Source organism: Variovorax sp. J2L1-78, assembly GCF_030317205.1.
Classification (GTDB): Bacteria; Pseudomonadota; Gammaproteobacteria; order Burkholderiales; family Burkholderiaceae_C; genus Variovorax; species Variovorax arabinosiphilus.
In genome coordinates, this window is record NZ_JASZYB010000002.1 from 929,130 (window position 1) to 954,194 (window position 25,065).

A 25,065-nucleotide genomic window follows, 5' to 3' on the forward strand; every position below is an offset into this window, starting at 1 on the left:
GCGGGTGATCCTAACGCCTGCCAAACCCGCCCTTGTGGGCGGGTTTCTTTTTTCAGCGGCCGCCCCCGTCGGGGCGGTCGTGGCGTTGATGCTCGTTGTCTGGCTCCTGTTTGCGCCAGCCTTGCCGGGCATTGTCCAGTTTGATGATCTGGGCAACCTCTCTAACCTGAACACGATCACCGGGCTGGATTCGGCCTGGAACTGGGTACGCCAAGGGAGGGCGGGGCCGCTGGGCCGTCCCCTTGCTTTGGTCACATTCGCACTGCAGCACTACGAGTGGCCACAACCGTACGCGCTACTGCTGTGGAATATTGCGCTACACATCGTCAATGCTCTGTTGGTCCTTTGGCTTGCCGTGTTGGTGGCGCAACGGTTGGGCGCTGCGAATGAAAAGCAGCTTGCGATTGGGTTCCTGGTCGCCCTCTGCTGGGCGATATTGCCCCTCTTGAACACCTCCACGCTGTTCATCATTCAGCGCATGACTTTGCTGTCCAGCACCTTCATGCTGGCGGGCCTGATTGCCTATCTCAAAGTGCGGGGTCCGGTCGATGTCAGCTGGAGGCGGCAGTTGCTGGCACTGGGATTGCTTGCCGCCTTTGGTGTACTGGCGTTATTAACCAAGGAAAACGGTGCTCTCACCGTCGTCTATGGCCTGATTCTTGAACTTTGCGTACTCACAACTCGCGGCAAGCGGAAGCTCAGCCTTGTCGCCATTGCGCTGATCCTGGGTTGCGTGCTCCTGCTCGCCAAGCTGGCGCCGTTCTTGTCCTGGGCCAGCAGCACCGAGCTTCAGCGCGGGTTCACTCTGCCAGAGCGCTTGGCGAGCCAAGGGATCCTGCTTCTAGCCTACGTGAAGGGACTTCTTGTACCAAGCCCAAGCGACCTGAACCCGTTTCGCGGCTATAGCGCTAATCATGGCGCGCTTGCCACGCTGTGGGGCATGGGGCTCTGGGCCGGGTTGATGCTGAGCCCGTTGTTTGCGTGGTGGCGTGGCTGGCGCCTGCCTGCCTTGTCGTTGGCCTGGTTTTTTTACGGTCACATCATGGAGTCGGGATGGGTCCCGCTGGAACTCTATTTCGCGCACCGCAACTACTTGCCTGCTGTTGGACTGGTGTTTGGACTGGTATTTGGTCTTTTGAGTCTTCGGCAGAACACGGGCCTTTGGCGAAGCGTTTTCGTCATCTACCTCGTCGTGCTCGGCGGCATCACATGGATGAATACATCACTGTGGGGCGACAGGGAACTGGCGGCGGAGATCTGGGCAAAGGAACAACCGCTCAGCGGCCGCGCTGCCATGAATCTGGCGTATGAACTCAATAGGACGCAAGGTCTGGGCGCGGCACAGATCTACCTTGACCGCTTCGTGACGGACAGCCGTGACAGCGCGGGTTTACGCTTGGTTGGGCTGTCCAATGCATGCGAGTTGGAACCCAAAGCAGACCATTCCAAGCGCGTGAGCCAAGCCAAAGACGCGATTCTCACGCAGCCTTACGAAGGATGGGCCTCGGACACGGTCGAGAAGTTGATGGCGCTGGTCAGAAAAGGCGGATGCCCCGGCCTAACTCAACAACAGGTCGCCGACATCGCGGCGGCCTTCTTGGCCCGACCGGCCTATCAGGAACACAGATCCATCGCCAGCAATATGCTCTCCATCATAGGGCTGGTCGCCATGGACCAAGGCAATACAAGAATTGCCATGGATTTCTATCTGCAAGCTATCGAACATTCGGCCACGTACGCCATGGCCAATCTTTATGTTTTTCTTGCGCAGCAACATCCAGTCTACGCAGACCTGAAGAGACTACGCACGGCGGTCGAGAAAGCCCCATTGCCACGGGGCACATCACAGGCTGAATGGGAGCAATTGCTTGCAAGCATTGACTCACAGATAAAGGCTTCGCCATCCTCCGATAACGCTCTAGCACCTTCTTGAGAAATGCCAAGGATCGAATGATCAAATGAAAAAAACAATAACACTAGATCTTGCTTAAAAAATGGAATTTCGTATGAAATTCTCTGTCGTCCTTCCTGCTAAAAATGAGTCGTCTGCGGTCGGCTCGACGGTAGCTCGCGTGCGAGCGGTACTGCCAGATGCGGAAATTCTGGTCATTGATGATGGATCAACCGACGGTACTGCCATGCAGGCCCAGATGGCTGGTGCTAATGTCATCAAGCACCCGTACAGCAAAGGCAACGGAGCTGCAATCAAGACAGGCGCGCGTTTGGCGACAGGGGACTGCATCGTGTTTATGGATGCCGATGGGCAGCACGACCCAGCGGACATTCCTCGCCTCCTGCGGGAGCTGAAAAACGGTCACGATATGGTCGTCGGTGCTCGGCAAAAGGGCTCGCAAGCAAGCATGGGGCGCGGATTGGCCAACGGGCTTTACAACCGTCTCGCCAGTTGGATGACGGGACACGCCGTCCAGGATTTGACCTCTGGCTACCGTGCTGTGCGGGCAGAAAAATTCCGCGAGTTTCTCTATCTTCTGCCTAACGGATTCTCGTACCCCACCACCTCCACCATGGCCTTCTTTCGTGCGGGCTATTCAGTTGGCTACATTCCCATTCACGCGGCAAAGCGGCTCGGCAAAAGCCATATACGGCTGCTGCGCGACGGCGCCCGCTTCTTGCTCATCATCTTCAAGATCGGCACGTTGTATTCGCCCTTGAAGATCTTCGCGCCGATTGCCTTCACCATGTTTGGCCTCGCTTCCACATGGTACGGCTGGACATGGTGGCATGAGGGCCGATTCACCAATATGAGCGCCTTACTGTACAGCGGCAGCGTCATGGTGTTTCTGATGGGACTGATCTCGGAGCAGATCACGGCACTCATGTACAAGGGGGATAGCTGATTGGACGCGCGGAAAACGACGCAGATTCTCTCCACGTGAATATTCCAGTAGATCTTCCCCGATTGGTCCGGGGATGCCAAAAAAGGTAGGCGCAATGCCAAATTTTTGGAATGGAATGCGGACGGACACGCTTTGGCAGCTCGCCGAGCGCGGCTTGCGTGCAGGTCTTGGTTTTGCGCTAAGCATTTTGATCGCGCGAACGCTCGGCCCAGTGGACTTCGGCCTTTACAGCTACGCACTTGCGACCATTGCCCTGTTCGCATTCCTTGGGCAAGCGGGCCTTGAGTCGCTGGTAATTCGCGAACTCGTACGGGATCCGAAGCGAGTTGTACCCATTTTGAATGGAAGTTTGTACCTGCGCTCGGGCGGCGCAGTGTGCGCAGCCCTCGGCTCGATTGGCGCGGCGATGCTGTTCGCGCCGACCGAAACACAGAGCGCCGTCTTAATTGTTTGCATTTTGTCGCTGTCTGGATTGCTGCAGGCCGGCTGGGTTATAGAAAGTCTGTTGCTTGCGAACCGCGAGTTCGCTGAGGTTGCCAAAACCAAGATATTGGCCTATGGGTTCGCAGCAGGGCTTCGCGTTGTAGCGCTGCTGCTTCCCTCGCCGTTGGTATATCTCGCCGTCGCAACCGTCCTTGAATCACTGTTGTGCCTCGTGCTTCTTTGGCGTGCATCCCATCGCCAATTCGCGATCGGCTGGAGTTCCGTGGACAAGCCCGATTTCAAACAAATCGCGGCACTTGCCAGATTGGCCATGCCTATGCTTCTTTCCGCATTCACCGTTGCGATGTACAGCCGGATCGATGTCTTCATGCTCGGCCGCATGCTTGGCTACGAGGCCGCCGGCCTGTATACAGCTGGCACGCTGCTGTCCGAAGGCTTTTATCTCTTCCCGATGGCGGTGATGGCAGCGGCAGGCCCACGCCTTGCACAACTCTTCATGCACGACCAAGCCGCGTTTGCCCATGAGTTGCACCGCGTCCTTCGGATCTTGTCCGCAATTGGGCTCGGCATCGCATTGGCCGTTACCTTTCTCGCGCCGCTCGTGCTGCCTCGCCTCTTCGGGTCAACCTATGCAATGGCAAGTCCAGTCCTGCAAATTCATATCTGGTCGACGTGGGCGGTATTCGTCAGCGCGGTCAGCGATGCGTACTACATTAACCACGACCTGCGCCGGCTCTATCTGCTTAAAACCGCCGTCGCCGCGATCGTTAACATCGGTGTCAACCTCGTGCTCATACCGCGGCTGGGCCCAGTGGGCGCGGCTTGGGCGACGCTCGTGGCGTACTCGAGCTCCGCGATTTTTTTCGGCGCTCTGTCACCTACAACCCGTCCGCTTTTCAAAATGCAGTTACGCGCGATCATGGGGATCCCTTCTCCGCATCGTATTGCACGGAGTACCAAGGAATGAAAGAACACGGCGCTTATTCGTCGTCCGAGGCCGCCACCTATGAAGCCGATCGCGCAGTCGAACCGCTATGGCATCTGGAGAATGCATTTGTCCGCGCGCTCTTGGCCCGATCCGTTGCGGACACGGTTCTCGACGCGCCCGTGGGCACCGGGCGCTTTCTTGACCTGTATGAAGGCAGAGCTGTAACGGGCATCGATCTGTCGACTTCAATGCTCGATGAGGCAAGCAAGCGCGCTACGAGCTTAGGGTTGTCGAATGTGGCTCTGCGTCAGAGCAGCGTTACCTCGCTGCCGTTTGCCGACAAGCAGTTCGACTTCGTGGTCTCTTGGCGTCTGTTTCACCTCCTGCCACCTGACACGGTCGTGCCTGCGTTGACGGAACTCGCGCGCGTATGCCAAGGGACCTTATGCATCCAGACCTATGAGCGCGCGCCTTCGCTGTTGCGGTTGATCGCCAAAGCGAAGCGATGGGCGAGACGTCTGAAACTCGTCTTCTCCGACAAGCGACAACTTACGCCGTGGAGCCATATCCGGGCGTACACGCACTCCCGGGAAGCCATCGAGCAAGCGGCCCACAGCGCGGGCCTTGGGGCCCCCGCTACTCGGAGCTTTCTCGGCGACTACGAGGGCACGCGGGTCATGGCCTTAGTCTGGATGTTGCGTTGATGAGTGTCCTTGTTGGCAGGCTTGCACTGGCCTTCGCGCGGAAGCGCACCGTCGCTATCGCCGATTGCGTGCATTTTTGTGCATACCGGTATGGACGCGACGAAACGAATCCCTATGAGCAATACGCCAAGGATCTGGCCGAAGGCCTACCCCAGCAAGCTGCGCGTGAGCGCTTTGTCACGTATGTTCGAGGCTATCGACCACGAAACTTGGGGGAAGCGCTTGGCGTTGTACTGTCAAAGCCCTATCCCCTCTGGTTTCTGCCTTGGCGCACATCCGAGCAGGTTCGCAGGTCGTCCGGTTGGTTGAGCAGTGCTCGTTCAGTCGTAGACGTTATGACGCACTTCTCTGATGAGGGGATACCGATGAGCCTCATGCAAAAGGAGTTCGCATGGCATGAGGGCGCCTTCGCGTCTATCGCCGAGAAAGGCTACGTGCCGCAACGCTATGGCTATATCTGGGGCCGTGAACTGCGAGGAGACCGCTCAGCCTACCTCATGGCAGATGGCAACCACCGCATAAGCGCGCTCGCAGCACTCGGAAGCACAGAGGTCGTCATCAAGCTGCCGCTCAGCACGGCCGTCATACGCCAGAAGGTCGACGAATGGCCATTGGTACGAGCGGGCGAAATGACGCAAGAGGATGCCTTAATCGTGTTTGATGCGTATCTGAATGGCAACGCGTCTCCCGCACGATCTGAGCAGCTGGCAGACCTGATTGGCTAGAGGATCTGTTGTGCCCAACAACTTCGCAGCACGATGGCTTCCACCCGCGATTCGCCAAGCGGCGAATCGCTTTTTGGGCGCGGCAATTGTCTTCCGCGGTCCTTTCAGCAATTGGGTGGCGGCATCCGCTTCGACCAAGGGCTACGATAACGGGGCAATCCTGGAGCGGGTGTCACGGGCGACGCGCCAAGTGCTCGCAGGTTCAGCTCGCTTCGAGCAAGACGGCATCGTATTTCACGCCGAACCACCACCCACGCATGCGCTCGGAGGATTGTTGATTGCCGCCGCACTTGAGGGTGGGCGTCTGTCGGTGCTCGATTTCGGCGGCGGCCTTGCGTCTCACTACCTACGCTGGCGTCCGCTGCTGACGCCCCTGCCCGAAGTACGCTGGGCCGTGGTAGAGCAAGGAAAATTCGTTTCTGAGGGTAATGCACTTTTTAGTGCGAATATGTCGGTGTCTTTCCACGCAGAGATCGCTGGTGTCGCGTCGCCTCCTAACGCTGTGCTTGCCTCAAGCGTGCTGCAATATCTTCCCGAGCCGTACCGGATATTGCAGCAGCTGATCGACCTCGCCCCGCGTGTGATCGTTCTCGATCGCACGGCCTACGGAGAAGAAGAGACAGTGGTCACCCAATTCGTGCCGCGGCGCCTTGGTAAGGCAAGCTACCCGCTGTGGGTGCTATCGCGCAGCAGGGTGCACGCCGCCCTGTCTAAAAACTACACGCTACTCACCGAATTCGATGCAGCCGACCGACCGTTCGAAGTCCCGGGAGTCCGTGCTTCTTACCATGGCTCCATCTGGCTTCGCCGCGTATGAGCATCAGATCGCTCGCAAGTCCATTCTTCCTTGCACACCGTGCCCTGCGGGCGGAGATCGCCAGAATGGCCAAAGATTCTGTAGGCACTGTCATCGACGTGGGCTGCGGAACAGCACCGTATCGCGAACTGTTCGCACACGCCCGCTATGTCGGTATCGAAGTCGCCAGCGGCTCGAAGTTCGGCAGCGCCAAGGGCGGCGCCGACGTGCTATACGATGGTCGAAACCTTCCACTCGCGGATGGAAGCGTCGACAACGTTCTTTGCAACCAAGTGCTTGAACACGTGTTCGAGCCTATAGATTTTTTATCAGAACTGCATCGCGTGCTCCGGACCGGGGGGCGGCTCATGGTGACGGTTCCCTTCGTGTGGGACGAGCATGAGCAACCTTATGACTTTGCACGGTATTCGTCGTTCGGGCTCAGGCACTTGGCGGCGAGGTGCGGGTTCGAGGTTGCCGAGGCCCGGCGCACGCTGGGGGATGCGAGCCTGTTCGCACAGCTCTGGCTGGCGTATTGGTTCAAGGTCGTCCATCGCAGTGGGCGACATTCGCTGGCAGGCAAGGTATTTTTGGCCGCGATAAGTGTGCCTGTGAATGTTGCTGGACTGGTGCTTGCAAAACTGCTCCCGGCCAGCCCCGATCTCTACCTTGACAACGTGGTAACCATGACCCGACTACCGGGGGAGCTTGCGCAAAGATGAATGAAGCCTGGTTGAACACACGCGTGCTGATTACCGGCGGTCTCGGCTTCATCGGCTCAAACCTTGCGCGCAGGCTTGTTGGCTCGGGCGCCCAAGTCACCTTGGTCGACAGTCTGATCCCGGAGTACGGCGGCAATGTGCGGAACATCGCCGATATCCGCGACCGCGTGTCAGTGAACTTGTCAGACGTGCGCGATCGCCACGGCTTTCGCGCTCTCGTTCAGGGTCAGCAAGTGCTGTTCAATCTCGCGGGCCAGACCAGCCACCAGGATTCGATGAACGACCCGTTCACCGACTTGGACATTAACGCCACTTCACAGCTTGCGATTCTTGAAGCATGCCGTTCCATCAACCCTGGCATTCGCATCGTGTTTGCAAGCACACGACAGATCTACGGCCGTCCAGACTACCTTCCCGTCGATGAGAAGCATCCGGTTCGACCGACCGATGTGAACGGCATCAACAAGATGGCGGGTGAGTGGTACCACATCCTCTATAACAATGTGTATGGAATTCGTGCATGTGCACTGCGCCTGAGCAATACATACGGACGCGGCATGCGCATCAAAGACGCACGTCAGACCTTTCTTGGCATCTGGATCAAGCACGTGCTTGAAGGCCATCCGTTTTCGGTGTGGGGGGGCGAACAGTTGCGAGACTTCAACCACGTCGATGATGTTGTCGACGCAATGCTGCTCGCGGCTGTTGACGAGCGTGCGGCCGGCAAAGTGTTCAATCTCGGCGACAGCGACATTATTTCGTTGCGTTCGCTGGCCGACCGCCTTATCAAGGCCAATGGCAGTGGTGCTTACGAAATCCACGCCTTCCCGGAAGAACGCAAGCGCATCGACATTGGCGACTATTACGCCGATTTCTCCAGCTTCGCCGCGCTCGGATGGAGCCCGCGAGTTCGCTTGGCCGAAGGTCTGCGCGATACGCTCGACTACTACCGCGCGAATCTCGCCGATTACATCTGACATGAGGCGCCCCATTCCCCAATGCAGCCCGCTCGCTGCGTATCAAGCCCAGGCGGCCGACATTGATGCGGCGATCCGCGACACGCTGGAGGCCGGACGTTATGTGCTCGGCCCCCGCGTTGCGGGTTTCGAAGCAAGCTTTGCGCGGTGGATCGGCGTTGCGCACGGTCTGGGCGTGGCCAATGGCACAGACGCCCTCGAGCTCGCGTTGCGCGCACTCGGTGTCGGTGCTGGCGATTTTGTGGTGACAAGTTCCATGAGTGCAGTAGCAACGGCGGTGGCCATCCGCAAAGCCGGTGCGTCACCCCTATTCGCCGACATCGATCCGGAGCATGGGCTTGTCGACCCGGCGGGCATCGACGCATTGTTTGCCTCGCATGGACAACGTATCCGCGCCCTAGTGCCTGTGCATCTCTATGGACGTTGCGTGGACATGGATGCGATCATGGCCACCGCCCGTCGGCATGGCGTGCCGGTTGTGGAGGACTGTGCGCAGGCGCATGGTGCGCAGTGGAGCGGGCGCGCGGCAGGTTCCTTCGGTGCGTTCGGCAGCTTCAGCTTCTATCCGACCAAGAATCTCGGTGCGATCGGCGACGGCGGCGCGCTGGTGACCGATGACGCGGAATTGCGTGAACGCGCACGCCTGTTGCGGGAATATGGCTGGAAAACACGCTACATCAGCGACATCGAAGGTGGCAACAGCCGGCTCGATGAGCTGCAGGCGGCAGTTCTTCAGGTGAAGCTGGCTCGCCTGCATGAAGACAATGCAGCTCGGCACCGGATCGCGCAGGTGTATCGCGAAGGGCTTCGACATGCCGAGATACAGGTCTTTCGCGGCGATGACACCGGGCATGTCTATCACCAGTTCGTTGTGCTTTCGGAGGCGCGCGACGCGCTGCAGGCGCACTTGGCATCGCATGAGATCGGTTCACTCGTGCACTACCCAGCCGCGATTCATATGCAGCCTGCGTATGCGTCCGCTGACTACGCGCCAGTGCCACTGCCCAACACCGAACGCTGGACCTCGCGCGTGTTGAGCCTGCCGATGTATCCCCAGCTGCCTCTCGATGACGCGCGTCGCGTCGTCGAGACGGTAAACGCCTGGAGAATGCCGCGCCGATGACGCATCGACACTATTGCACGTACTTCGACCATCGCTACCTGCCTTTGGGGCTGGCGCTGCACACGTCGCTGAAGCGCGTGAGCGGAAAATTCACATTGTGGGTGCTGGCACTCGACGAGGCGGCGGCGGCGTTTCTGGACATGGCGGATCTGGAGTCGCTGCGCGTCCTGCGCCTCCCTCAGCTTGAAGCTTTCGACTCGCAACTCAAGGCCGTCGAGAACACGCGATCACGCGTGGAGTACTACTTCACGTGTTCACCGTGCCTGCCGCGCTACCTCATGGAGGTCGAGGAGGTAGGCGAGGTCACTTACCTTGATTCGGACTTGTGTTTTTTTTCCAGTCCGGAGCAGGTGTTTGATGAGCTTGGCGAAGGAAGCGTTGCCATCGTTCCACATCGCTTTGCGGGCTCTGCAGCGCTTTCGCACGCAAAGTTTGGTCACTACAACGTGGGCTGGCTGACGTTTCGCAACAACGCCGAGGGGCGTGCCTGCCTCGAGTGGTGGCGCGCAATGTGTATCGATTGGTGTTACGACCGCGCCGAGGCAACTCGTTATGCGGATCAGAAATATCTCGACTACTTCGAAGAGCGCTTTGCAGGTGTGCGCTCGATCGGGAACCTCGGCGCGAACCTCGCACCGTGGAATGTCGCCCGGTACAAGGTAACCTACGATTCCACCCGCGTGTGTGTCGACGGGCAACCGCTCGTGTTCTTCCACTTTCAGGGGCTGCGGCGCGTCGCGCCAGGCACCTATGACAGCAATCTTGCTAGTTATGGCGCGCGCATGACGCCGGCGCTGCGCCACGGTGTCTTCGAACCTTATTTGCGCATATTGCGCGAGGCCGAAGCGTTCGTTGCTGCCCGTCTGCCAGCTGCAGTAGGCGCCAAAGATCTGCGCCGTGCCGGACTTGGCCAGTGGCGTTTGCAGGCATCGCGTGCATGGCGAATGCTGCGAGCACGCGCGACCGGCACTCTCGTCGATATGCCCGCACGATGAGATTGTTGTTCGTTGCAAAGCGAGAGCCGCAGCAGCGCGATCTCATCACGCGCCCCTATGGGCGCTTTCATTTTTTGCCGACTGAATTGGCCCGCTCTGGCCATGAAGTGCACATGCTGCTGGTCAGCCATCGCGGTACGGCTGCGACAAGCATTGAACGTGACGGGATTCGCATCACGGCCTTCAACCCAAGGAACGACGGACTGAAACGAACGCTCGACTCGTTGGAATCGCAGGCACTTGCCTGGCGTCCCGACTGGGTCGTCGGATGCTCGGATGCCTGGTACGGATGGCTTGCTCACCGGCTCGCCAAGCGCGTCAACGCAGCGCTCGCAATTGATGCATACGACAACTATGAGTCATACATGTCTTGGAACTTCCCGCTACATGCCGCATGGCGCCGTGCATTGCGCGCCGCGGATGTTCTAGCCGCAGCGGGGCCGCAATTGGCTGCGTTCATGCAGCGCTCGCGGACCGAGGCACAGCGCGTAGTCGATATCGTGCCGATGGCAGCCGATCCTATGTTCACGGCGCACAACAGGGAGGTTGCGCGTGCATCTCTCGGCTTGCCGCCGGCAGCGCCTCTGGTCGGCTACTTTGGCAGTTGGACAAACTCGCGCGGGCTGGATTCACTGCTCGCTGCATTCTTTCAACTGCGTCAGCTATTGCCAAATGCCTGCTTGGTGCTCTCGGGCCGCCCGCCTGCACATGTGGCTGCCCTGCCCGGCGTGCACGCACTTGGCTACATCGACGATGCTCTCTTGCCGGTCGCGCTATCCGCACTCGATGTGGCCTGCGTGATTACCGCAGACACGGCGTTTGGCCGCTACAGCTATCCTGCAAAAATGTGCGAAGCGATGGCTTGTCGAGTCCCGGTGGTTGCAACGGCAACGGCCCCGGTGCGCTGGATGCTTCAAGAGGACGCCCGTTTTCTCGTTCGGATTGGCGATGCTGCCGCGTTAGCTGAGCGAATGTTCGGTTTGCTTGGCATGGGCCGCCATTTCTATGGCAGACAACACACCTGGGAAGACAGTGCGCGCCATTTCGATGCTGCACTCCGTGCAGTCAGTCCAGCATGAGTAGATAGATGGCTAGATCGTTTCTCACAGTCAAGCAGCAGTGAAAGACGGCTCTTATCAATGCATCAAAGGGTGCGTTGCTTCAATGCGGAGCGCAAATTTTCACCGAATGCGGGCCAAGCAAAGGGCCGGGCGAAGTCTGTCGAATTCCGCCGCCATGCGGTGCGGTCATCTGCCAGCACCTGCAGGGTGGCTCGCGCCAACGAGGGATAGTCGCCAGGGGCAACAAGCAGGCCGGATTGCATTGGCCCCACCGCATCGACGATTCCTCCGGTGGCAAAGGCCACGGTGGGCAGACCGTGGGCAGCGGCTTCGATAGCGACCATGCCAAAGCCCTCCGGGTCGCCCGCTATCTGGCGTACGGGGAAAACGTGTACATAGGCGGCTTCGTAGGCGCAGGCAAGTTCCGCTGGATCGGTCACAAAACCCAGAAAACGCAGATGCTGGCCTATGCCCGCAGCATCGGCAACGGCCTGAATACTGGTCTGCGATTGGCCGGTGGCGTGCAATGAATCTGCGGGGGCATCGCCCACGACAACAAGGATCGTGTTCGGTGAAGCTCGCACAATGGAAGGAAGGGCGTGTTGCACGAATTCGCGCAAGCCCTTGCGTGTGGTCAAACGCCCGATAGAAAGCAGCAGGCGTGCGTCGCACAAGTCATGGCGACGGCGGAAAGCGTGTAGCGCCTCCGGTGACCGCGACGCTATGGGCAGTTCTACACCTGGATGGACGACGCGGATATTGTCGCTCCGCACACCGATGGCACGGGCCAATTCAGCAGTAGGTTGGCTATTGGCAATCACCACATCCATTTGCCGAATAGCCGGATGCCATAGGGCACGGTAGACAGGGTGCTGTACTGCGGCATCCAGTCCGTGCAGGTACACGCACGCACGTGCCCCGACGGCACGCGCAGCCAGCAGGGCGGCGGGCGCGGTAAGGCCGCTGCCCGCCAGCAGGATGTCTGGCTTGAAACTGCGTGCCTGTACAACAGCTGCACGCGTGGATGCCAGCAAAAACCTCCATAGAGGGCGTAATGGCACCTCCTTGATCTGCACATTCTCAGGCCCTTGTGCGGCGCTACCAGAGGGGCCGATCACACGCACCTCGGCGTAACGCGCGAGTTCATCGGCCATGTGCCAATTCAGCTGCTCCATGCCGCCAACCAAGGGCGGCAGATTGCGGGTGACAAGCAGGACGCGGGACGGTTGGAAGGGTGCTGCCATACGATTGGTCTGCTACTAAGTGCCCCGCAGCGGTCGTCGCGAAATATGCATGTCACATGCTGCCATGCCGTCCGAGCATTGTGGCGCCAGGGGCCCTACGCCCAAGTTTGGTGGGCTATTCCGCGCCGATGACACAGGGACGATTCAGGCTGCAACGATGTGGGAACCGTTGGCCAATCGCCCGCGTGTGTCCACAATCAATTGCCCATGCTTTTGCAGCAGCGCGTAGTCGAATGCATCATGGTCGGTCGCCAGTACCAAGCAGTCATAGTCGCCAATCGTCGTAGCATTCAGAGGAATCGATTCCAGATCGAAGTGATAGTCCCGCTTGGGCGGAAACACCGGCACATGTGGATCGCTGTAGTCGATGAGCGCGCCCTTGGCTTGCAGCAGATCCATGATCTCGACTGCTGGTGACTCCCGGGTATCGTCGATGTTCTTCTTGTAGGCCAATCCCAGCACCAGGATGCGGCTTCCCTTGGTCGCCTTGCCGCGCTCATTGAGTGCATCAACAACCTTGGTCACTACCCAATGCGGCATGTAGTGGTTGATTTCCCCCGCAAGCTCAATGAAGCGGGTATTCACGCCGTACTCGCGCGCTTTCCAGGTTAGGTAGAACGGGTCAATGGGGATGCAGTGCCCGCCCAGACCGGGGCCGGGCTTGTAGGGCACGAAACCGAATGGCTTGGTGGCGGCAGCGTCGATCACTTCGTGAATATCAATGCCCATCTTGTCGGCCACGATCTTCATCTCGTTGACCAAGCCGATGTTGACGGCACGATGTATGTTTTCCAGCAGCTTGGTCATTTCAGCGGCCTTGGTGCTGCTGACTGGCACCATGGTTTGGATGGCGTGCCCGTACAGTGCAATGCCTAGTGATAAACAACTGGGAGTCATGCCTCCGATGACCTTGGGAATACTCTTGGTACCGAAGTCAGGATTGCCCGGATCTTCGCGCTCGGGAGAAAAGACCAGGGCGAAGTTGTTTCCGGGCATCAGGCCGAGCGAGCGTACGCGAGGGGCAAGTACTTCTTCGGTGGTGCCCGGCCAAGTAGTGCTCTCCAGGCTCATGAGTTGCCCTTCGCGCAGGTGGGGCAGCATGGCATCGACTGTGTCTGTGATGAAGCTCAGATCTGGCTCGCGGTAGCGATTGAGCGGCGTGGGAACGCAGATGATGAGGGCGTCGACTTCGGACGTGCGCGAAAAATCTGTGCTCGCTTCCAGTCCTTGCATGCGAGCACGGGCAATCGCATTCGCCGCGATGCGCTCGATGTAGCTTTGGCCGCTGTTGAGTTTTTCCACCTTGCGTGCATCCACATCAAAGCCGATGACCTTGATGCCGACTTCACAAAAGCGCAATGCCAGTGGCAGGCCCACATAGCCCAGTCCGTAAATGCCGACCGTGGCAGTTTTGGTTTCAATGCGGCGGCGCAGTGTTTGGAGCGAGTGCATGGCGGTGATGGTACGCGTGTGCTATCCCCCGGACTTCAATCCATCGCTTTTCATCTCGCCCTACATCAGCTGTTCTTCGACAGGGTCGCAGCATTTAGGGTCTCAGGGGCAGGGCAATGAATGGGCAACCTTTTGCTATGAGTTTTGAGGGCGCCGCGCGCCCCTGCCGCAGTCCCTACTCCAGCGACATTTCACGCCAGTTCAGCAGCTTTCGGAGCACTCGCTCGTCGAAGTCGCCCGGCGCCTTCCCGGCTTCTCCCTTGCTGGTTCCGAATATCAACCGGGTCTTGCCGCCCACGCGGACGAAATTCAGGTCGGTCACGACGCCCTCCGCGCTGAGATAGTTCAAATTGTTCCCATCGGCACTCTTCAGCATGGTCTGGCCGGAGCCGAAGTTCACGGCGTAGACACGGCTCTTCCCTGAGGGATTGCAGGCATCCCCCGTGGGCAGGGTGCTCGAAAAGGCCACGGTGCTGCTGTAGGCCGTGGACGCACTGATCACGCGCCAGTTCACAGCGTTCCCACCCGTGCCGTCGACGCCCAGGTTGATGTACCAGCCTGCCGTGCCGGTGACGGCAGGAATGGCGGAGTCGTCGTCCGGTGGCGTCACGTTGGCCATTCGGGCGCGCGTGGCGGGGAAATCCTCGCCATCTGCGGCCTGCGCAGCAAAGGCGCCCAAGCCCATGCCGCCATCGGCGATGCCGTAGAAGCTCTGCATCTGGCCGCTGGCGGTGTCTGTGCTGTCCAGCAGCCGGCCGGTGCCCACCAGCACGTAGCGCTCGCGCTGCTTGGGGTGGACCTGGACCAGCGGCTGCGTGGTGATGGGCTGAGCGACACCGTCGCCGTCTGCCAGTTGCGCGATCTTGGTCGGAGCGGGGTAGCTACCGGTCCCGTTGATGTTGAAGCGCCAGAGCTGCCCGTTCAGGTCGCCGACGTAGACGGCGTCGGCTGTGAAGTCTGTGTAGTCCGACACGTAGGCTGCCGGATGCGCCATGCCGTTGGAGTCCACGAGGCCGGTGCTCATCTGTTCCAGCAGATTGCCATTGGCGGGATTGACGATGAAAAGATGGCCTTTTCCGTCCGTGTTGTTGTAGCCGGAGCCAAAGACGGCAACCCAGCCGTACTTCTTCGTCTTGACCACCACCGGATTGCCGAAGGTGTAGCCCATGTCCACGCAGCCGGTGGTGCAGGTGCCGCCGGCTGCCACGGGCAGTTGACTGCGCTTGGGGAATTCCCACAGCACCTTGCTGGCCAGGCCTGTGGTGCCGGTTTCGCTGGCGCTCATGGCCGTGGGGTCGGTGATGTCCAGGGCGTAGTAAGTACGCCCACCCTTGCCCAGCCCGCCGATCAGCACCGAGCGCCAGTTAGGCGCGGGGTTGGTGGCGGTGTCGCTGGTCTGGGGCGTGCGGCCGGCGCGTGCCAGGTCGATGTCGAATGCCACCGCCGTTGCATCCACATAGTTGCGGTGGGCGTACTGCGGTCGACCGAGCTGGGCCAGCAGGCCGTCCGTGGCCGCGGCGTCGCTCGGATCCTTGTTGAACAACACGCTCGGCACGTAGGCGAACAGTTCCTGACCCGCGCCAGTGCCGGTGCCGCCTCGGAAAGCGTGCAGCATGCCGTCGTTGGCACCCACGTACAGCGTCAATGGCCGGTTCTGGTTCGCCTCTTTGAAGGCGCTGTAGCCGGGGTTGCTGGTGTCCGCAAGACGGGCGCTGGGCGCGCCCACAGTCGTGACGCGGGAGTTAACGATGTCGCCCAGGCGATTGCGCTCCAGGCCTGTGGTTCCCGTTGTGGAGCGCGCGCGGTAGCCGCCGCCTTCCAGGCTGACGTCGCCGCGCACCCATTTCAGATAGCTCGCGCTGTCGTCGCCGCTGACGTAGGTGGTGTCCAAGGCGGCCTTTTGCGCGTCGCTGAGGCTGGCGAGCCGAAACGGCACGCCGCCGCCGGCTCCGCTGTTGGCCTCGGGATTCCAGGTTGCCACTCGGCGGCTGACGTCCCATCCGGTGGCGGTGGCGGAAGTGCCCAGCTGGTTTTCTAACGTCGTGCGGGTCGTCCAGCTCGGCGTGCTGGCCACGGTGGGTACGCCCTCCGTGTTGAAGGTGATGCCGCGCGCGCTCACCACACCGCTCCAGTTGGAAGAGTCGTATTGCGCGGCGTAGGAGACTTCGCCCGTTACCGAAGGCTGCGCGGTGGAAAGCGAAAGCGAGGTGGTGTAGTTCTTGATATTGCTGGCGATGTCGGCGAAGGCTTTGGTCAGGCCCGAAACCATGGTGTCGGGCTTGCCGGCGGCGAAATAGTTGTCGGGGCGTGCCCAGGTCGAGTTGTTGCGTGTGTCGGTCAGGGTTTCGCCATTGGTGGACCACCAGTCCAGTGGAATGGTGGCGGCGTAGGTGTACGCGTCGAAGTTGATCGCGCCGGTCGCGTCGATGAGTCCCGCCTCCTTGAGCTTGCTTTGCTTGAGTCCGCCGAACTTGGCCGCCAGATAGAACTTGTTGTTGCGCGAGAAGGGTTGTTCCAGCACGTCCACCCAGTAGGTCTGCACAGTCTGCGCGCCGGCGAGGTCGGAGCGCAAATCCTTGGTGTTGGCTTCGAAGGCCAGGCCTGCCATGTAGTCGGTCGACTGGGTTGATCCCGTGAGGACAGTCGCCTGATTCGCTCCCATGCCCTGGAGCGCCTTTGCATTGTTGGTCGATCTGACCGCGTTGAACAACGTGTCGGCGGTCACCTCCGGAGGCATGGCGGGCTCGTTTGCTGTGAGCGTGTTGCTAGGAACGTTCTTGTCGCGGTGCGTGTAGATGTCGCCGATGCCCAGCACAAAGTTGCGCTGGCAGGAATACAGGATCGGGTCATCCCACGTGCCGATGACGGGGAAGCCATCCTTCCACTGGGCCTGTTGTGCTGCGTTGCCGCCCGATATGTCCGACCATGAAGTCACGTTGCCCTTATTGCTGAAGTAGCGCAGCGCGGCATAGTACAGCTCGTTGACGGGGTCAAAGCTCTTGTAGCTGCCGGGCGAGAGCTGCCCGAACTTGTTGAGGTAGTTCATCACGCCGCTGTCGTTGACGCCGGTGCTGGCGGCGTCGGCGCTATCCGGGTTTCGGATGAAAACCCCGGTGGTGGCGTTCCATTCGGCAGCGGTGTTGGTGGCTGCGGCTTGGCCCGGCACCGGTTTTTTGGGGCCTACGAATTTCTGGCGAGCACGCATCACGCCGCCATCGCGCAGCTCATTGCTGTCGTTCAGGTAACCGAAGGCGCTGAAGCGGATGTCGTTCGCATACTTCTGCACCAATCCTTCGGGCTTCCAGCCTTCGCTGTACTGTTTGCAGTTGGTCTCCACGCCGCCTGCTGCGGAAGGGTCGCAGACCTTCGTGCGCATCGTGAGGTCGTAAGCGGCGTTGGCGGCAGTCATGGCCGCCACGGTGCTGAATGCAGCGCCGTCGTCCAATGCCTCCGAAAAGCTTGTGTAGGCGGTGGCGCCCGGGAGTAGCCATGACAAGACGACGTTGCCATCGCCGGTGTTGTCCCACTGGTCGATCCGGACCGAAAACGACTGCCCCGCTGTAAGAAAGATGTCGCTTGTGACATCTGCGGTGGCTGCGGTGGTCCAGTTGACGTTGTTGATCCGCCGGTTGGCGGTGGTGAAGTTGCTGCTGCCGGTGGTGTCCACATAAAGCCGCGCGCCATCATCGTGCTGGAGCTTGAACTTGTAGTTTCCCGCCGCCGGCGCGACGAAGGTTCCCGTGAACTGCGTTGAGAAGTTGTCTGCGTTGATGTTTGTTCTGGGGCTTCCGCCCCAGTTCTGATTTGCGGCAACATTGTTGTCCGTATAGGGAGCACCGGTCAGGCCCGCGTTGCCGCTGAGGTTGGTGTTATTCCAATACTTGACCGTGAACAGCCGCTGGGGTTGCAGCGAAATGCGCATGCGAAAACCCATGCCATTGACCCGGATGCGGAAGTTCGTTGCGCTGGCAGGGAACGGTGTTGCCCCGGCGATATAGGCCGAAGGAAGGGACCGGTCGCCGAACAGACCTTGCCCCGAGTGCCAGCCCTTTTCAAGAATGGTTTCCGTCGGGGTGTCGACGACGCGGCGCCCGCCCGTCATGGCCCAGCGGAAGGGGTCGATGGTGGCCGTGGCGGCCCAGTTCAGAAAGTTGCCACTCCATTGGCCCGAGCAGGTGCGATTGGTGGCCGCGCCAACGGGCTGGAAATAGCTCGTGTTCCCGGTGTTCGTGTCGTTGGCCGCGGCGTTGTACTGGTAGGTGTAGCACTTCTCCGGATCGAAGTAGCCCAGGAATCGGGTGGTGGGCACGTAGCTGTCGGTGTGCGCTGTGCGGGAGGCTGTGGGCCATTCCACCGACAAGCTCAGCGCCAGGTTGCCGGGCACGGTGGCGCTGGCGAAAACGGGCTGGTTGGCCAGCGGCACCGCTGGCGCGGCGGGGGGCGTGACGGGCTGGGCCATGCCCTGCCAAGGCAGGGTGATCATCAGCGCCACAGCGATGGCGCGCTTCAAGGTGAGGTTTCGGCTTGTCATGGCGGGTGTCCGGCGCGGGTTCGATCAGTCGGTTTCTGGCTTGGTGAAGGTGCTCTGGATGAACACCCGCGTGTTGCGCGGGCCAAGGACTCGCGCGCTGACGCGGTAGATTGGCTCGGTCACGTAGGCCAGGCCGCCACCGCCACCGCCGCCGGGGCGCAGTTGGGCACTGCCGCCAGCCGGGTTGCTCAGGGGGGTGGCGCAGCCTTCCTTGCCCTGCAGGTCGGCGGTCTGTGTGTCGTTGATGCACAGGCGTTCGACGACGTAACGGATCTTCACGTCGCTGGTGGCGCCGGTGAGGTCGTTCGTGGTCTTGCCAACGGCGGCGAATTGCGTGTCGTCGAGCAGCGCGAGGGGAATGCCCTGGGCATTGGCTGCGAGGGGCACGGTGCTGTAGTTGTTGTCCTTGCTGGCGGCGACGGGGTAGCTGACCTTCACCGCTTTGGCGATGGCTTGTTCGGCCTGGTTGACCAGATCGCGGCGGAAGGCGAGGTTGCCCGCGCCGGTGAGCGAGCTGTTCATCGAGCGCATGACGGCCACGCCGCTGGCCAACAGGATGACGAGCACCACCAGGGCAATCAACAAGGCGGCGCCGCGCTCGCGGCGCCGGGCTCGGGGGAGGGGGCGGATGGCGGTGAGGTTCATGGCAGGACGGGAGCGGCCCAGTCAGGGCATCAGGGCGTTGCGCAGGGGAATCGTGGTTTCGACCACGCGGTGCGCGTAGTGGCGGTCGGCGTCGGAAAGCGTGACTGTGCTTTCGCCCGGCAGGTCTTTGAGCAGCTTGTATTCCGCGTCGGCCGCGATCTGCGGCTGGCGCGAGTTGCTGCGCAGCAGCAGGCTGACGCGCACGCCGACGATGCGGCGCAGGTGCTCGGGCGGGCTTTCGGCCAGCAGGGTCGCGGGCGCGTAGGTGCCGGTGGGCGCCTGCCAACTCAGGCTTGTCGTGGCGAAGCTGCTGGTGCTGATGTTGCCGTCCACGCGGTAGGCGCCGCGCAGCGCGACGACGCCTTCGGACACAGCCTCGGGCGTGTCGGCGCCGCTGGTCTGCAGGAGGTCACCGCGGTACAGAACGTGGTCGGTGCCCACGCCGAACAGGTCCAGGCGCAGGTCGCTGGCCTTGCCGATGCCGGAGATGAAGCTGCCGCGCGCTGCGAGACCGGCGCCGATCACCATGCCGAGCTTATCGGTGTCGCCCACATACGTGCCACCGATGCCGAGTAGCTTGGAAGGCGTGGCGTTGGCCGGGAAGGCGCTGAAGTCCGAAGCGACCTGCGTGATCGCGCAGTCGCTGGCCGTGTCGGTGCTGGCGCTGACGAGCAGCACGTCGCCCGGCTGGAAGCCCAGGGTATTGTCGAGTTCGATCTGGGTGCCCGAGAGGTTGGCCCGAACCTCTCTGCCGACCCCACCGATGCCGGCGCTGCCGGCCATGACCATCAGAATGTCGGAGCCGCTGGCCGACTGACCTTGGCCGATGAGCACGGGTGCCACACCGAGCGTGGCCTGGCCTGAGGCGCCGCCCAGGAAGCCGGCGAACGGCGCTGGTAGCACGCTCGCGCGGGGCAGCACGGCGGTGGTTTCGCGCTTCGCATTCAACTTGCAGCCCAGGGCGCCATTGGTGTCCACGCCGGCGCCGTCGGACGCATTCCAGCCTTGCATAAAGCCGGAGCCGGCATTGCGCAAGGCGCGGTCGATGACGGTGGCGGCATAAGCGCCGCCCTGGGTCATGTCGTTGAAGCCGGTGGTCACCCGCTCGTGCTGGCGGCCGACAACGATCATCGTGGTGACTGCCAGGACCACGACGAGGCCAATGGCCATCGCGACCAGCAGTTCGACCAGGGTCATGCCGGCCTGGCGCCGGCGGTGCATTGCGAAAGTGGGTGTGGGCTGCATCATGGGCCGCCGATCAGGGAACGGGAACAACCGGGAGATAGGCCCGGGTGCTGAGGGTGCCGCCTTCATCGGCGGTCTTCCTGGAGGGCTGTTTCCAGGTGATGGCAACGTCGACGGCGCTGGCCGAGAGGGTGGCGTCGTTGGGCACGGCGGTGACGGTGCCGTCGCCGTTGGGCAGCCGGCTGCCGACCGTTGTGTCCCATGCCGTGACGTCGTCGTCGGCCACGGTGGTGGAGCGGTTGATCCACATGGCGGCGATGATCTCGTCGGCCAGAAGGGCGGCCTGGCTGCGGTCCTCGGCATCGTTGGCGACGCCGATGGCGCGGGCCTGCAAGCCGATGAGGCCGAGCACGCCGAAGGAAAGGATCAGGACCGCGACCAGCACTTCGATCATGGCGACGCCGTGCTGGGAATGGCGGGACGGGGAGGCGGGTGTCATGGTGTTCTCGAATGAGGTGCCGTGGGCACGTCAGGCCGGGCAGCCATCGGGTGCGGCGGTGGCGTCGAAGGTCTTGCTCGGGTCGCACATGCGGACTTGCCCACCCACGTTGACCAGCACGCGCAGGCTGCGCGTGGCCTGGGTGAGCGCCACGCCGTAGGCTTGCGCGGGACTGCCCGATGGCAGGGCGCACGATGCGCTAGTAATGCCGGGTGCGCTGTTGGCATTCAGGCGCCCCAGGCTGCTGAAGCACAGTACGGCTGGGCCGGTGATGGCAACCTCGGAGCCGACATCATTGATGACGCCGGTGTCGAGCAGCGCCATGCTTTCGCTGGAGCCGTCGGGAACGACGGTGTATGCGGCCCAATTCTTGCCGTTGGCTGCCGCCGCGACGGGTGTATTGCCGGAGGGTGTGGCGTTGGTGAGAACGAACACGACTTGCTGGCTGCGGCGCACGGCCTCGGTCTGAGCAGTGCGCAGGCCGTTTTGAAGCGTGTTGGCGACGGCGCGCACCTTGTTGTTGCGCACGAAATCGATCAGTAGCGGCGCGGCAATGCCGAGCATGACGGCCAGTACGGAGATGGTGACCATCAGTTCGACGAGGGTGAAGCCCGCCGTGGCACGACGCCGACTACGGCGGCCCGGGCCCACATTCAGCATGCCTGGCCCCTCTTGAGGATCCACGCGGAGCCGCAGGTCCCCCAGCCGCCTGCGGTGGTCGAGCGCACGTTCTGGTGGGTGACCTTGAAGGTAAAGCCCTGGCCTGCGGCCTGGATGGTGTAGGCCGTGTCGGTGGGCGTGCCGTCGCAGGAGAGGGTGAATTGCCCCGCCTTGGGTGCCGCGGCGCAAGGCGTCGTAGCGCCGCCGGAGATCGTCGCGAAGGTGCGGTGATTCTGGTAGTGGCGTTCCATGTCGGCTTGCAGGCCCATCAAGCCGGCCGTGCCTTCGGCGATCTGGCCACGCAGGACGTAGTCCCGGTAGGAGGGGTAGGCGATGGCCGCGAGGATGCCGATCACTGCCACCACGATCATCAACTCGATCAAGGTAAAGCCTCTGGAGGGCGGGCGGCATGTAGCTGCGTTGGACACTGGATAACCTTTGTGCATTGAAATTGGCAACAGTGACAAATTGTCACTAGAACAGGGTCGCAAACGTTAACCGCTTGTCTGTCTGCCGGTGCCTTCCGTCCATGTGCAATGGGGAAAATGCAACTGTTCGGTCGGCACAATCCCCCGATGAGTTCCCCCGCCGCCCCGCCCACCATCCCCTCGGCCGGCGCTCCAGGCTTCGCCCCCGCGGCCCTCATCGCCTTCCCCTTCCTCTCCCCCCTCGTCGCCGGCCCCTCCGCCAACGTCTGGCAGTTGCTCGTCGCCTGGGCCTGCGTGACCGCGCTGTGGGCGCTCGGCCCGCGTGCGCTGCCGTCCCGGGGTGTGCTGGCGCTGCTGGCATTGCTGGGCGCGTCGATCGCGCTGCGGCGTGGGCACGATCTGTCGCAGAGCCTGGGCGCCTGCGTGGCCTTGGCGATGGCGGCCGTGGCCGCGTCGGTCGGCGCGGGGTGGGCGCGGGCGCGCGGTGAGGCCGCATCGCCGCTGGCGCGCGGGCTCTTTGTCGCCGGTGTGCTCAGCGCCGTACTCGGGCTGCTGCAGTACTACGGCGCGGCAGACTGGCTGGCGCCCTTCACGACCGCGCCCGACGTCGGGCAGGCCTACGGCAACCTGCGCCAGCGCAACCAGTTCGCCACGCTGATCTCGATGGCGCTGGTCGCGGCGCTGTGGCTGCATGCGGACTTCGGTGGGCGGCGCCGGTTGGCGTGGTGGGGCGGCGTGGGGTTGCTGACGCTCGCCGCTGCCGCCTCGACCTCGCGCACCGGGCTGCTGCAGTGGTTGGCGATCAGCGTGGGGGCGGCCGCGCTCGCGTGGGGGGAGCGTCGGAGCAAAGCCGTCGCGGCACCGCGGCTGCCGCACCCGGTGGGCTTGCTGTCGCTGGTCCCGGCCTATTTCGTCGCCGCCAGCCTGCTGCCGATGCTGGCCGGCCCGGCCGTCGAAGACATGCTACGCCGCCTGCGCGAAGGCGCACCCGAAGGCCACAGCCGCCTGCTGCTGTGGCGCAACGTGCTGGACCTGATCGCCGAGCGTCCCTGGGGCGGCTGGGGTTGGGGCGAGCTCAGCTTCGCGCACTTCAGCCATCTGTACGCCGGGCCGCGCTTCGTCGAGATCCTGGACAACGCCCATAACCTGCCGCTGCATATGGCGGTGGAGCTGGGGGTGCCCGTGGCGGTCGCGGTCTGTGCCGGTTTCATGGCGCTGGTGCTGGGCGCCCGTTTCTGGCGCGAGCGCGACCCCACGCGGCTGATGGCCTGGGGCGTGCTGGGTGCGATGGTTCTGCACAGCCTGCTCGAGTACCCGCTGTGGTACGGGCCCTTCCAGCTGGTGTTCGGCCTGTGCCTGGGACTGCTGTGGCCGGCGGCCTCGGCGATCGACGCCGTCGCGCCCCGACGCGCCCGACCGGTCGCGGCGCACGCCGTGACGGCGCTGCTGGTGGCCATGGTGGCCTACACCGGCTGGGACTACCTGCGCATCAGCCAGATCTACCTGGCCCGCGCCGAGCGGCTGCCGCCCTGGCAGGACCGCACGCTGGAAAAGCTTCGCGCCTCCTGGCTGTTCGCCGACCAGGTGCGGTTCGCCGAGCTGTCCCTCACGCCGGTGGTGCGCGCCAATGCGCCGGCGGTGAACGCCTTGGCGCAGGGCGTCCTGCACTTCTCGCCGGAGCCGCGGGTGGTTGCCAAGCTGATCGAAAGCGCCACGCTGCTCGATCGCGACGACGAGGCGCTGGCCCTGGCGGCGCGCTTCAAGATCGCCTATCCCGTGGAATATGCCCGGTGGATCCGAGGGGAAGCACCCGATGCACCGGGAGATTGAGCATCGCTAGTCACAATTTGGGTCAAAATGTAAACTTTCGACTGCCTATCGTTTGCCCCGAATGAAGATCCTGAGCGTCATTTCCAGCATGGACCCAGTCAAGGGCGGGCTGTCGCAGGGCGTCCGCAACCTGGTGCCGGCGCTGGCGGCGCTTGGCGTCCACAGCGAGGTGTTGAGCTTCGACGCGCCCGACGCGGGCTTTCTCGGGCAGGACGACTTCCCCGTCCACGCCATCGGTCCGGCCAAAGGGCCCTACGCCTACTGCGCCGCCCTGCGGCCGTGGCTGGAAGAGAACGTCTCGCGCTTCGACGCGGTCATCGCGCAGGGGCTCTGGCTGCACAACAACGCCGGCACCTGGCGCGTCTTGCGGCAGCTGCGGCGTGCGCAGTCGGCGGCGGGCCCGCGCTTCTACGTGATGCCGCACGGCATGCTCGACCCCTATTTCCAGAAAGCCCCCGAGCGCCGGTGGAAGGCGCTTCGCAACGTGCTGGCGTGGAAGCTGTTCGAAGGCGCCGCGGTCAACGGTGCCGATGGCGTGCTCTTCACCTGCGCGCAGGAACTGCTGCTGGCCCGCGAGCCCTTTTCGCCCTACCGGCCGCAGCGCGAGCTCGACGTCGGCTTCGGTATCCAGGCGCCGCCGCCGCTCACCGCCGCCATGGCGCCCGCCTTCGCGGCCCGCTGCCCCGGCCTGGGCGACAAGCCCTACCTGCTCTTCCTCGGTCGCGTCCACGAAAAAAAGGGCACCGACCTGCTGCTGCGCGCCTACCTCGACCTGCGGCGCAAGCGGCCCGACATGCCGGCGCTGGTGATCGCCGGCCCCGGCCTGGAGAGCGAGCATGGCCGCAGCCTGCTCGCCATGGCGGACGGCCAGCCCGACGTGTACTTCCCCGGCATGCTGCGCGGCGACGAGAAGTGGGGTGCGCTCTACGGGTGCGATGCCTTCGTGCTGCCCAGCCACCAGGAAAACTTCGGCATCGCCGTGGTCGAGGCGATGGCCTGCGGCAAGCCGGTGCTGATCAGCCCGCAGGTCAACATCTGGCGCGAATGCGCGCCGGGCGGTCTGGTCGACGAGGACAACGCCGCCGGCGTGACCCGCCTGCTGACGCGCTGGTTCGCGCTGTCGCCGGCCGAGCGCTCGGCGCGCGGCGTGGCGGCCTTCGCCGCCTATCGACGCCACTTCGCCGCCGGCGAGGCGGCGCAGCGATTGCTCCGCGCCCTGCGCGCGGTGCAGAACGAACCCATGGGTGTCGCCGCATGA

21 protein-coding genes are annotated in these 25,065 nt (G+C 62.5%); 13 read left to right on the plus strand and 8 right to left on the minus strand.

The features are described 5' to 3' along the window. The first annotated feature begins 34 nt into the window (after window positions 1-34). From QTH86_RS18325 to QTH86_RS18375, 11 genes are all read left to right on the plus strand, one after another. Complete coding sequence (locus QTH86_RS18325) at window positions 35-1,933, plus strand: hypothetical protein (protein ID WP_286647627.1); 1,899 nt, start codon at window positions 35-37, stop codon at window positions 1,931-1,933. Between the two features lie 73 nt (window positions 1,934-2,006). Further along, complete coding sequence (locus QTH86_RS18330) at window positions 2,007-2,858, plus strand: glycosyltransferase family 2 protein (RefSeq protein WP_286647628.1); 852 nt, start codon at window positions 2,007-2,009, stop codon at window positions 2,856-2,858. A gap of 94 nt (window positions 2,859-2,952) precedes the next feature. Next, entirely contained in the window at window positions 2,953-4,269 is a 1,317-nt protein-coding gene (locus QTH86_RS18335; RefSeq protein ID WP_286647629.1) for a flippase, read from the plus strand. After that, window positions 4,266-4,934: a class I SAM-dependent methyltransferase gene (locus QTH86_RS18340; protein ID WP_286647630.1), complete on the plus strand. Its 669-nt coding sequence runs from the start codon at window positions 4,266-4,268 to the stop codon at window positions 4,932-4,934. Before QTH86_RS18335 ends, QTH86_RS18340 begins: the two co-directional genes overlap by 4 nt. Then, on the plus strand, window positions 4,934-5,659 hold the full coding sequence (locus QTH86_RS18345) for a hypothetical protein (RefSeq protein WP_286649388.1): 726 nt from the start codon (window positions 4,934-4,936) through the stop codon (window positions 5,657-5,659). Before QTH86_RS18340 ends, QTH86_RS18345 begins: the two co-directional genes overlap by 1 nt. A gap of 10 nt (window positions 5,660-5,669) precedes the next feature. Then, window positions 5,670-6,476 carry a methyltransferase, TIGR04325 family gene (locus tag QTH86_RS18350; RefSeq protein WP_286647632.1) on the plus strand — a complete coding sequence of 269 codons (807 nt, stop codon included), beginning with the start codon at window positions 5,670-5,672 and terminating at the stop codon, window positions 6,474-6,476. Next, window positions 6,473-7,177 (plus strand): class I SAM-dependent methyltransferase, encoded by a 705-nt coding sequence (locus QTH86_RS18355; protein WP_286647633.1) that lies wholly within the window; start codon window positions 6,473-6,475, stop codon window positions 7,175-7,177. The genes QTH86_RS18350 and QTH86_RS18355 overlap by 4 nt, the downstream gene beginning before the upstream one ends. Next, entirely contained in the window at window positions 7,174-8,154 is a 981-nt protein-coding gene (locus tag QTH86_RS18360; protein WP_286647634.1) for an NAD-dependent epimerase/dehydratase family protein, read from the plus strand. The genes QTH86_RS18355 and QTH86_RS18360 overlap by 4 nt, the downstream gene beginning before the upstream one ends. A 1-nt stretch (window position 8,155) precedes the next feature. After that, entirely contained in the window at window positions 8,156-9,277 is a 1,122-nt protein-coding gene (locus tag QTH86_RS18365; RefSeq protein WP_286647635.1) for a DegT/DnrJ/EryC1/StrS family aminotransferase, read from the plus strand. Further along, window positions 9,274-10,272 carry a hypothetical protein gene (locus QTH86_RS18370; RefSeq protein WP_286647636.1) on the plus strand — a complete coding sequence of 333 codons (999 nt, stop codon included), beginning with the start codon at window positions 9,274-9,276 and terminating at the stop codon, window positions 10,270-10,272. Before QTH86_RS18365 ends, QTH86_RS18370 begins: the two co-directional genes overlap by 4 nt. Continuing rightward, window positions 10,269-11,351 carry a glycosyltransferase family 4 protein gene (locus QTH86_RS18375; RefSeq protein ID WP_286647637.1) on the plus strand — a complete coding sequence of 361 codons (1,083 nt, stop codon included), beginning with the start codon at window positions 10,269-10,271 and terminating at the stop codon, window positions 11,349-11,351. The genes QTH86_RS18370 and QTH86_RS18375 overlap by 4 nt, the downstream gene beginning before the upstream one ends. Before the next feature lie 65 nt (window positions 11,352-11,416). Here the strand turns inward: QTH86_RS18375 and QTH86_RS18380 are convergent, their stop codons facing one another. From QTH86_RS18380 to QTH86_RS18415, 8 genes are all read right to left on the minus strand, one after another. After that, window positions 11,417-12,577, minus strand: a complete 1,161-nt coding sequence (locus QTH86_RS18380; protein WP_286647638.1) for a glycosyltransferase family 4 protein — start codon at window positions 12,575-12,577, stop codon at window positions 11,417-11,419. Window positions 12,578-12,721: 144 nt separating this feature from the next. After that, window positions 12,722-14,029, minus strand: a complete 1,308-nt coding sequence (locus QTH86_RS18385; protein WP_286647639.1) for a nucleotide sugar dehydrogenase — start codon at window positions 14,027-14,029, stop codon at window positions 12,722-12,724. 175 nt (window positions 14,030-14,204) lie between these two features. After that, complete coding sequence (locus tag QTH86_RS18390) at window positions 14,205-18,539, minus strand: PilC/PilY family type IV pilus protein (protein WP_286649389.1); 4,335 nt, start codon at window positions 18,537-18,539, stop codon at window positions 14,205-14,207. Between the two features lie 45 nt (window positions 18,540-18,584). Continuing rightward, on the minus strand, window positions 18,585-19,205 hold the full coding sequence (locus QTH86_RS18395; RefSeq protein ID WP_286647641.1) for a pilus assembly PilX family protein: 621 nt from the start codon (window positions 19,203-19,205) through the stop codon (window positions 18,585-18,587). Between the two features lie 21 nt (window positions 19,206-19,226). Continuing rightward, a complete protein-coding gene (locus QTH86_RS18400; protein ID WP_286647642.1) occupies window positions 19,227-20,426 on the minus strand; it encodes a PilW family protein in 1,200 nt (399 codons plus the stop codon). Window positions 20,427-20,463: 37 nt separating this feature from the next. Beyond that, window positions 20,464-20,889 carry a type IV pilus modification protein PilV gene (pilV, locus tag QTH86_RS18405; protein ID WP_286647643.1) on the minus strand — a complete coding sequence of 142 codons (426 nt, stop codon included), beginning with the start codon at window positions 20,887-20,889 and terminating at the stop codon, window positions 20,464-20,466. 30 nt (window positions 20,890-20,919) lie between these two features. After that, window positions 20,920-21,549, minus strand: coding sequence for a GspH/FimT family pseudopilin (locus QTH86_RS18410; RefSeq protein WP_286647644.1), 630 nt, complete (start codon window positions 21,547-21,549; stop codon window positions 20,920-20,922). Next, window positions 21,543-21,932, minus strand: a complete 390-nt coding sequence (locus tag QTH86_RS18415; RefSeq protein ID WP_286647645.1) for a type IV pilin protein — start codon at window positions 21,930-21,932, stop codon at window positions 21,543-21,545. The genes QTH86_RS18410 and QTH86_RS18415 overlap by 7 nt, the downstream gene beginning before the upstream one ends. Before the next feature lie 192 nt (window positions 21,933-22,124). Here QTH86_RS18415 and QTH86_RS18420 point away from each other — a divergent pair, with 192 nt between their 5' ends. After that, window positions 22,125-23,807 carry a PglL family O-oligosaccharyltransferase gene (locus QTH86_RS18420; protein ID WP_286647646.1) on the plus strand — a complete coding sequence of 561 codons (1,683 nt, stop codon included), beginning with the start codon at window positions 22,125-22,127 and terminating at the stop codon, window positions 23,805-23,807. Window positions 23,808-23,868: 61 nt separating this feature from the next. Further along, a complete protein-coding gene (locus QTH86_RS18425; protein ID WP_286647647.1) occupies window positions 23,869-25,065 on the plus strand; it encodes a glycosyltransferase in 1,197 nt (398 codons plus the stop codon).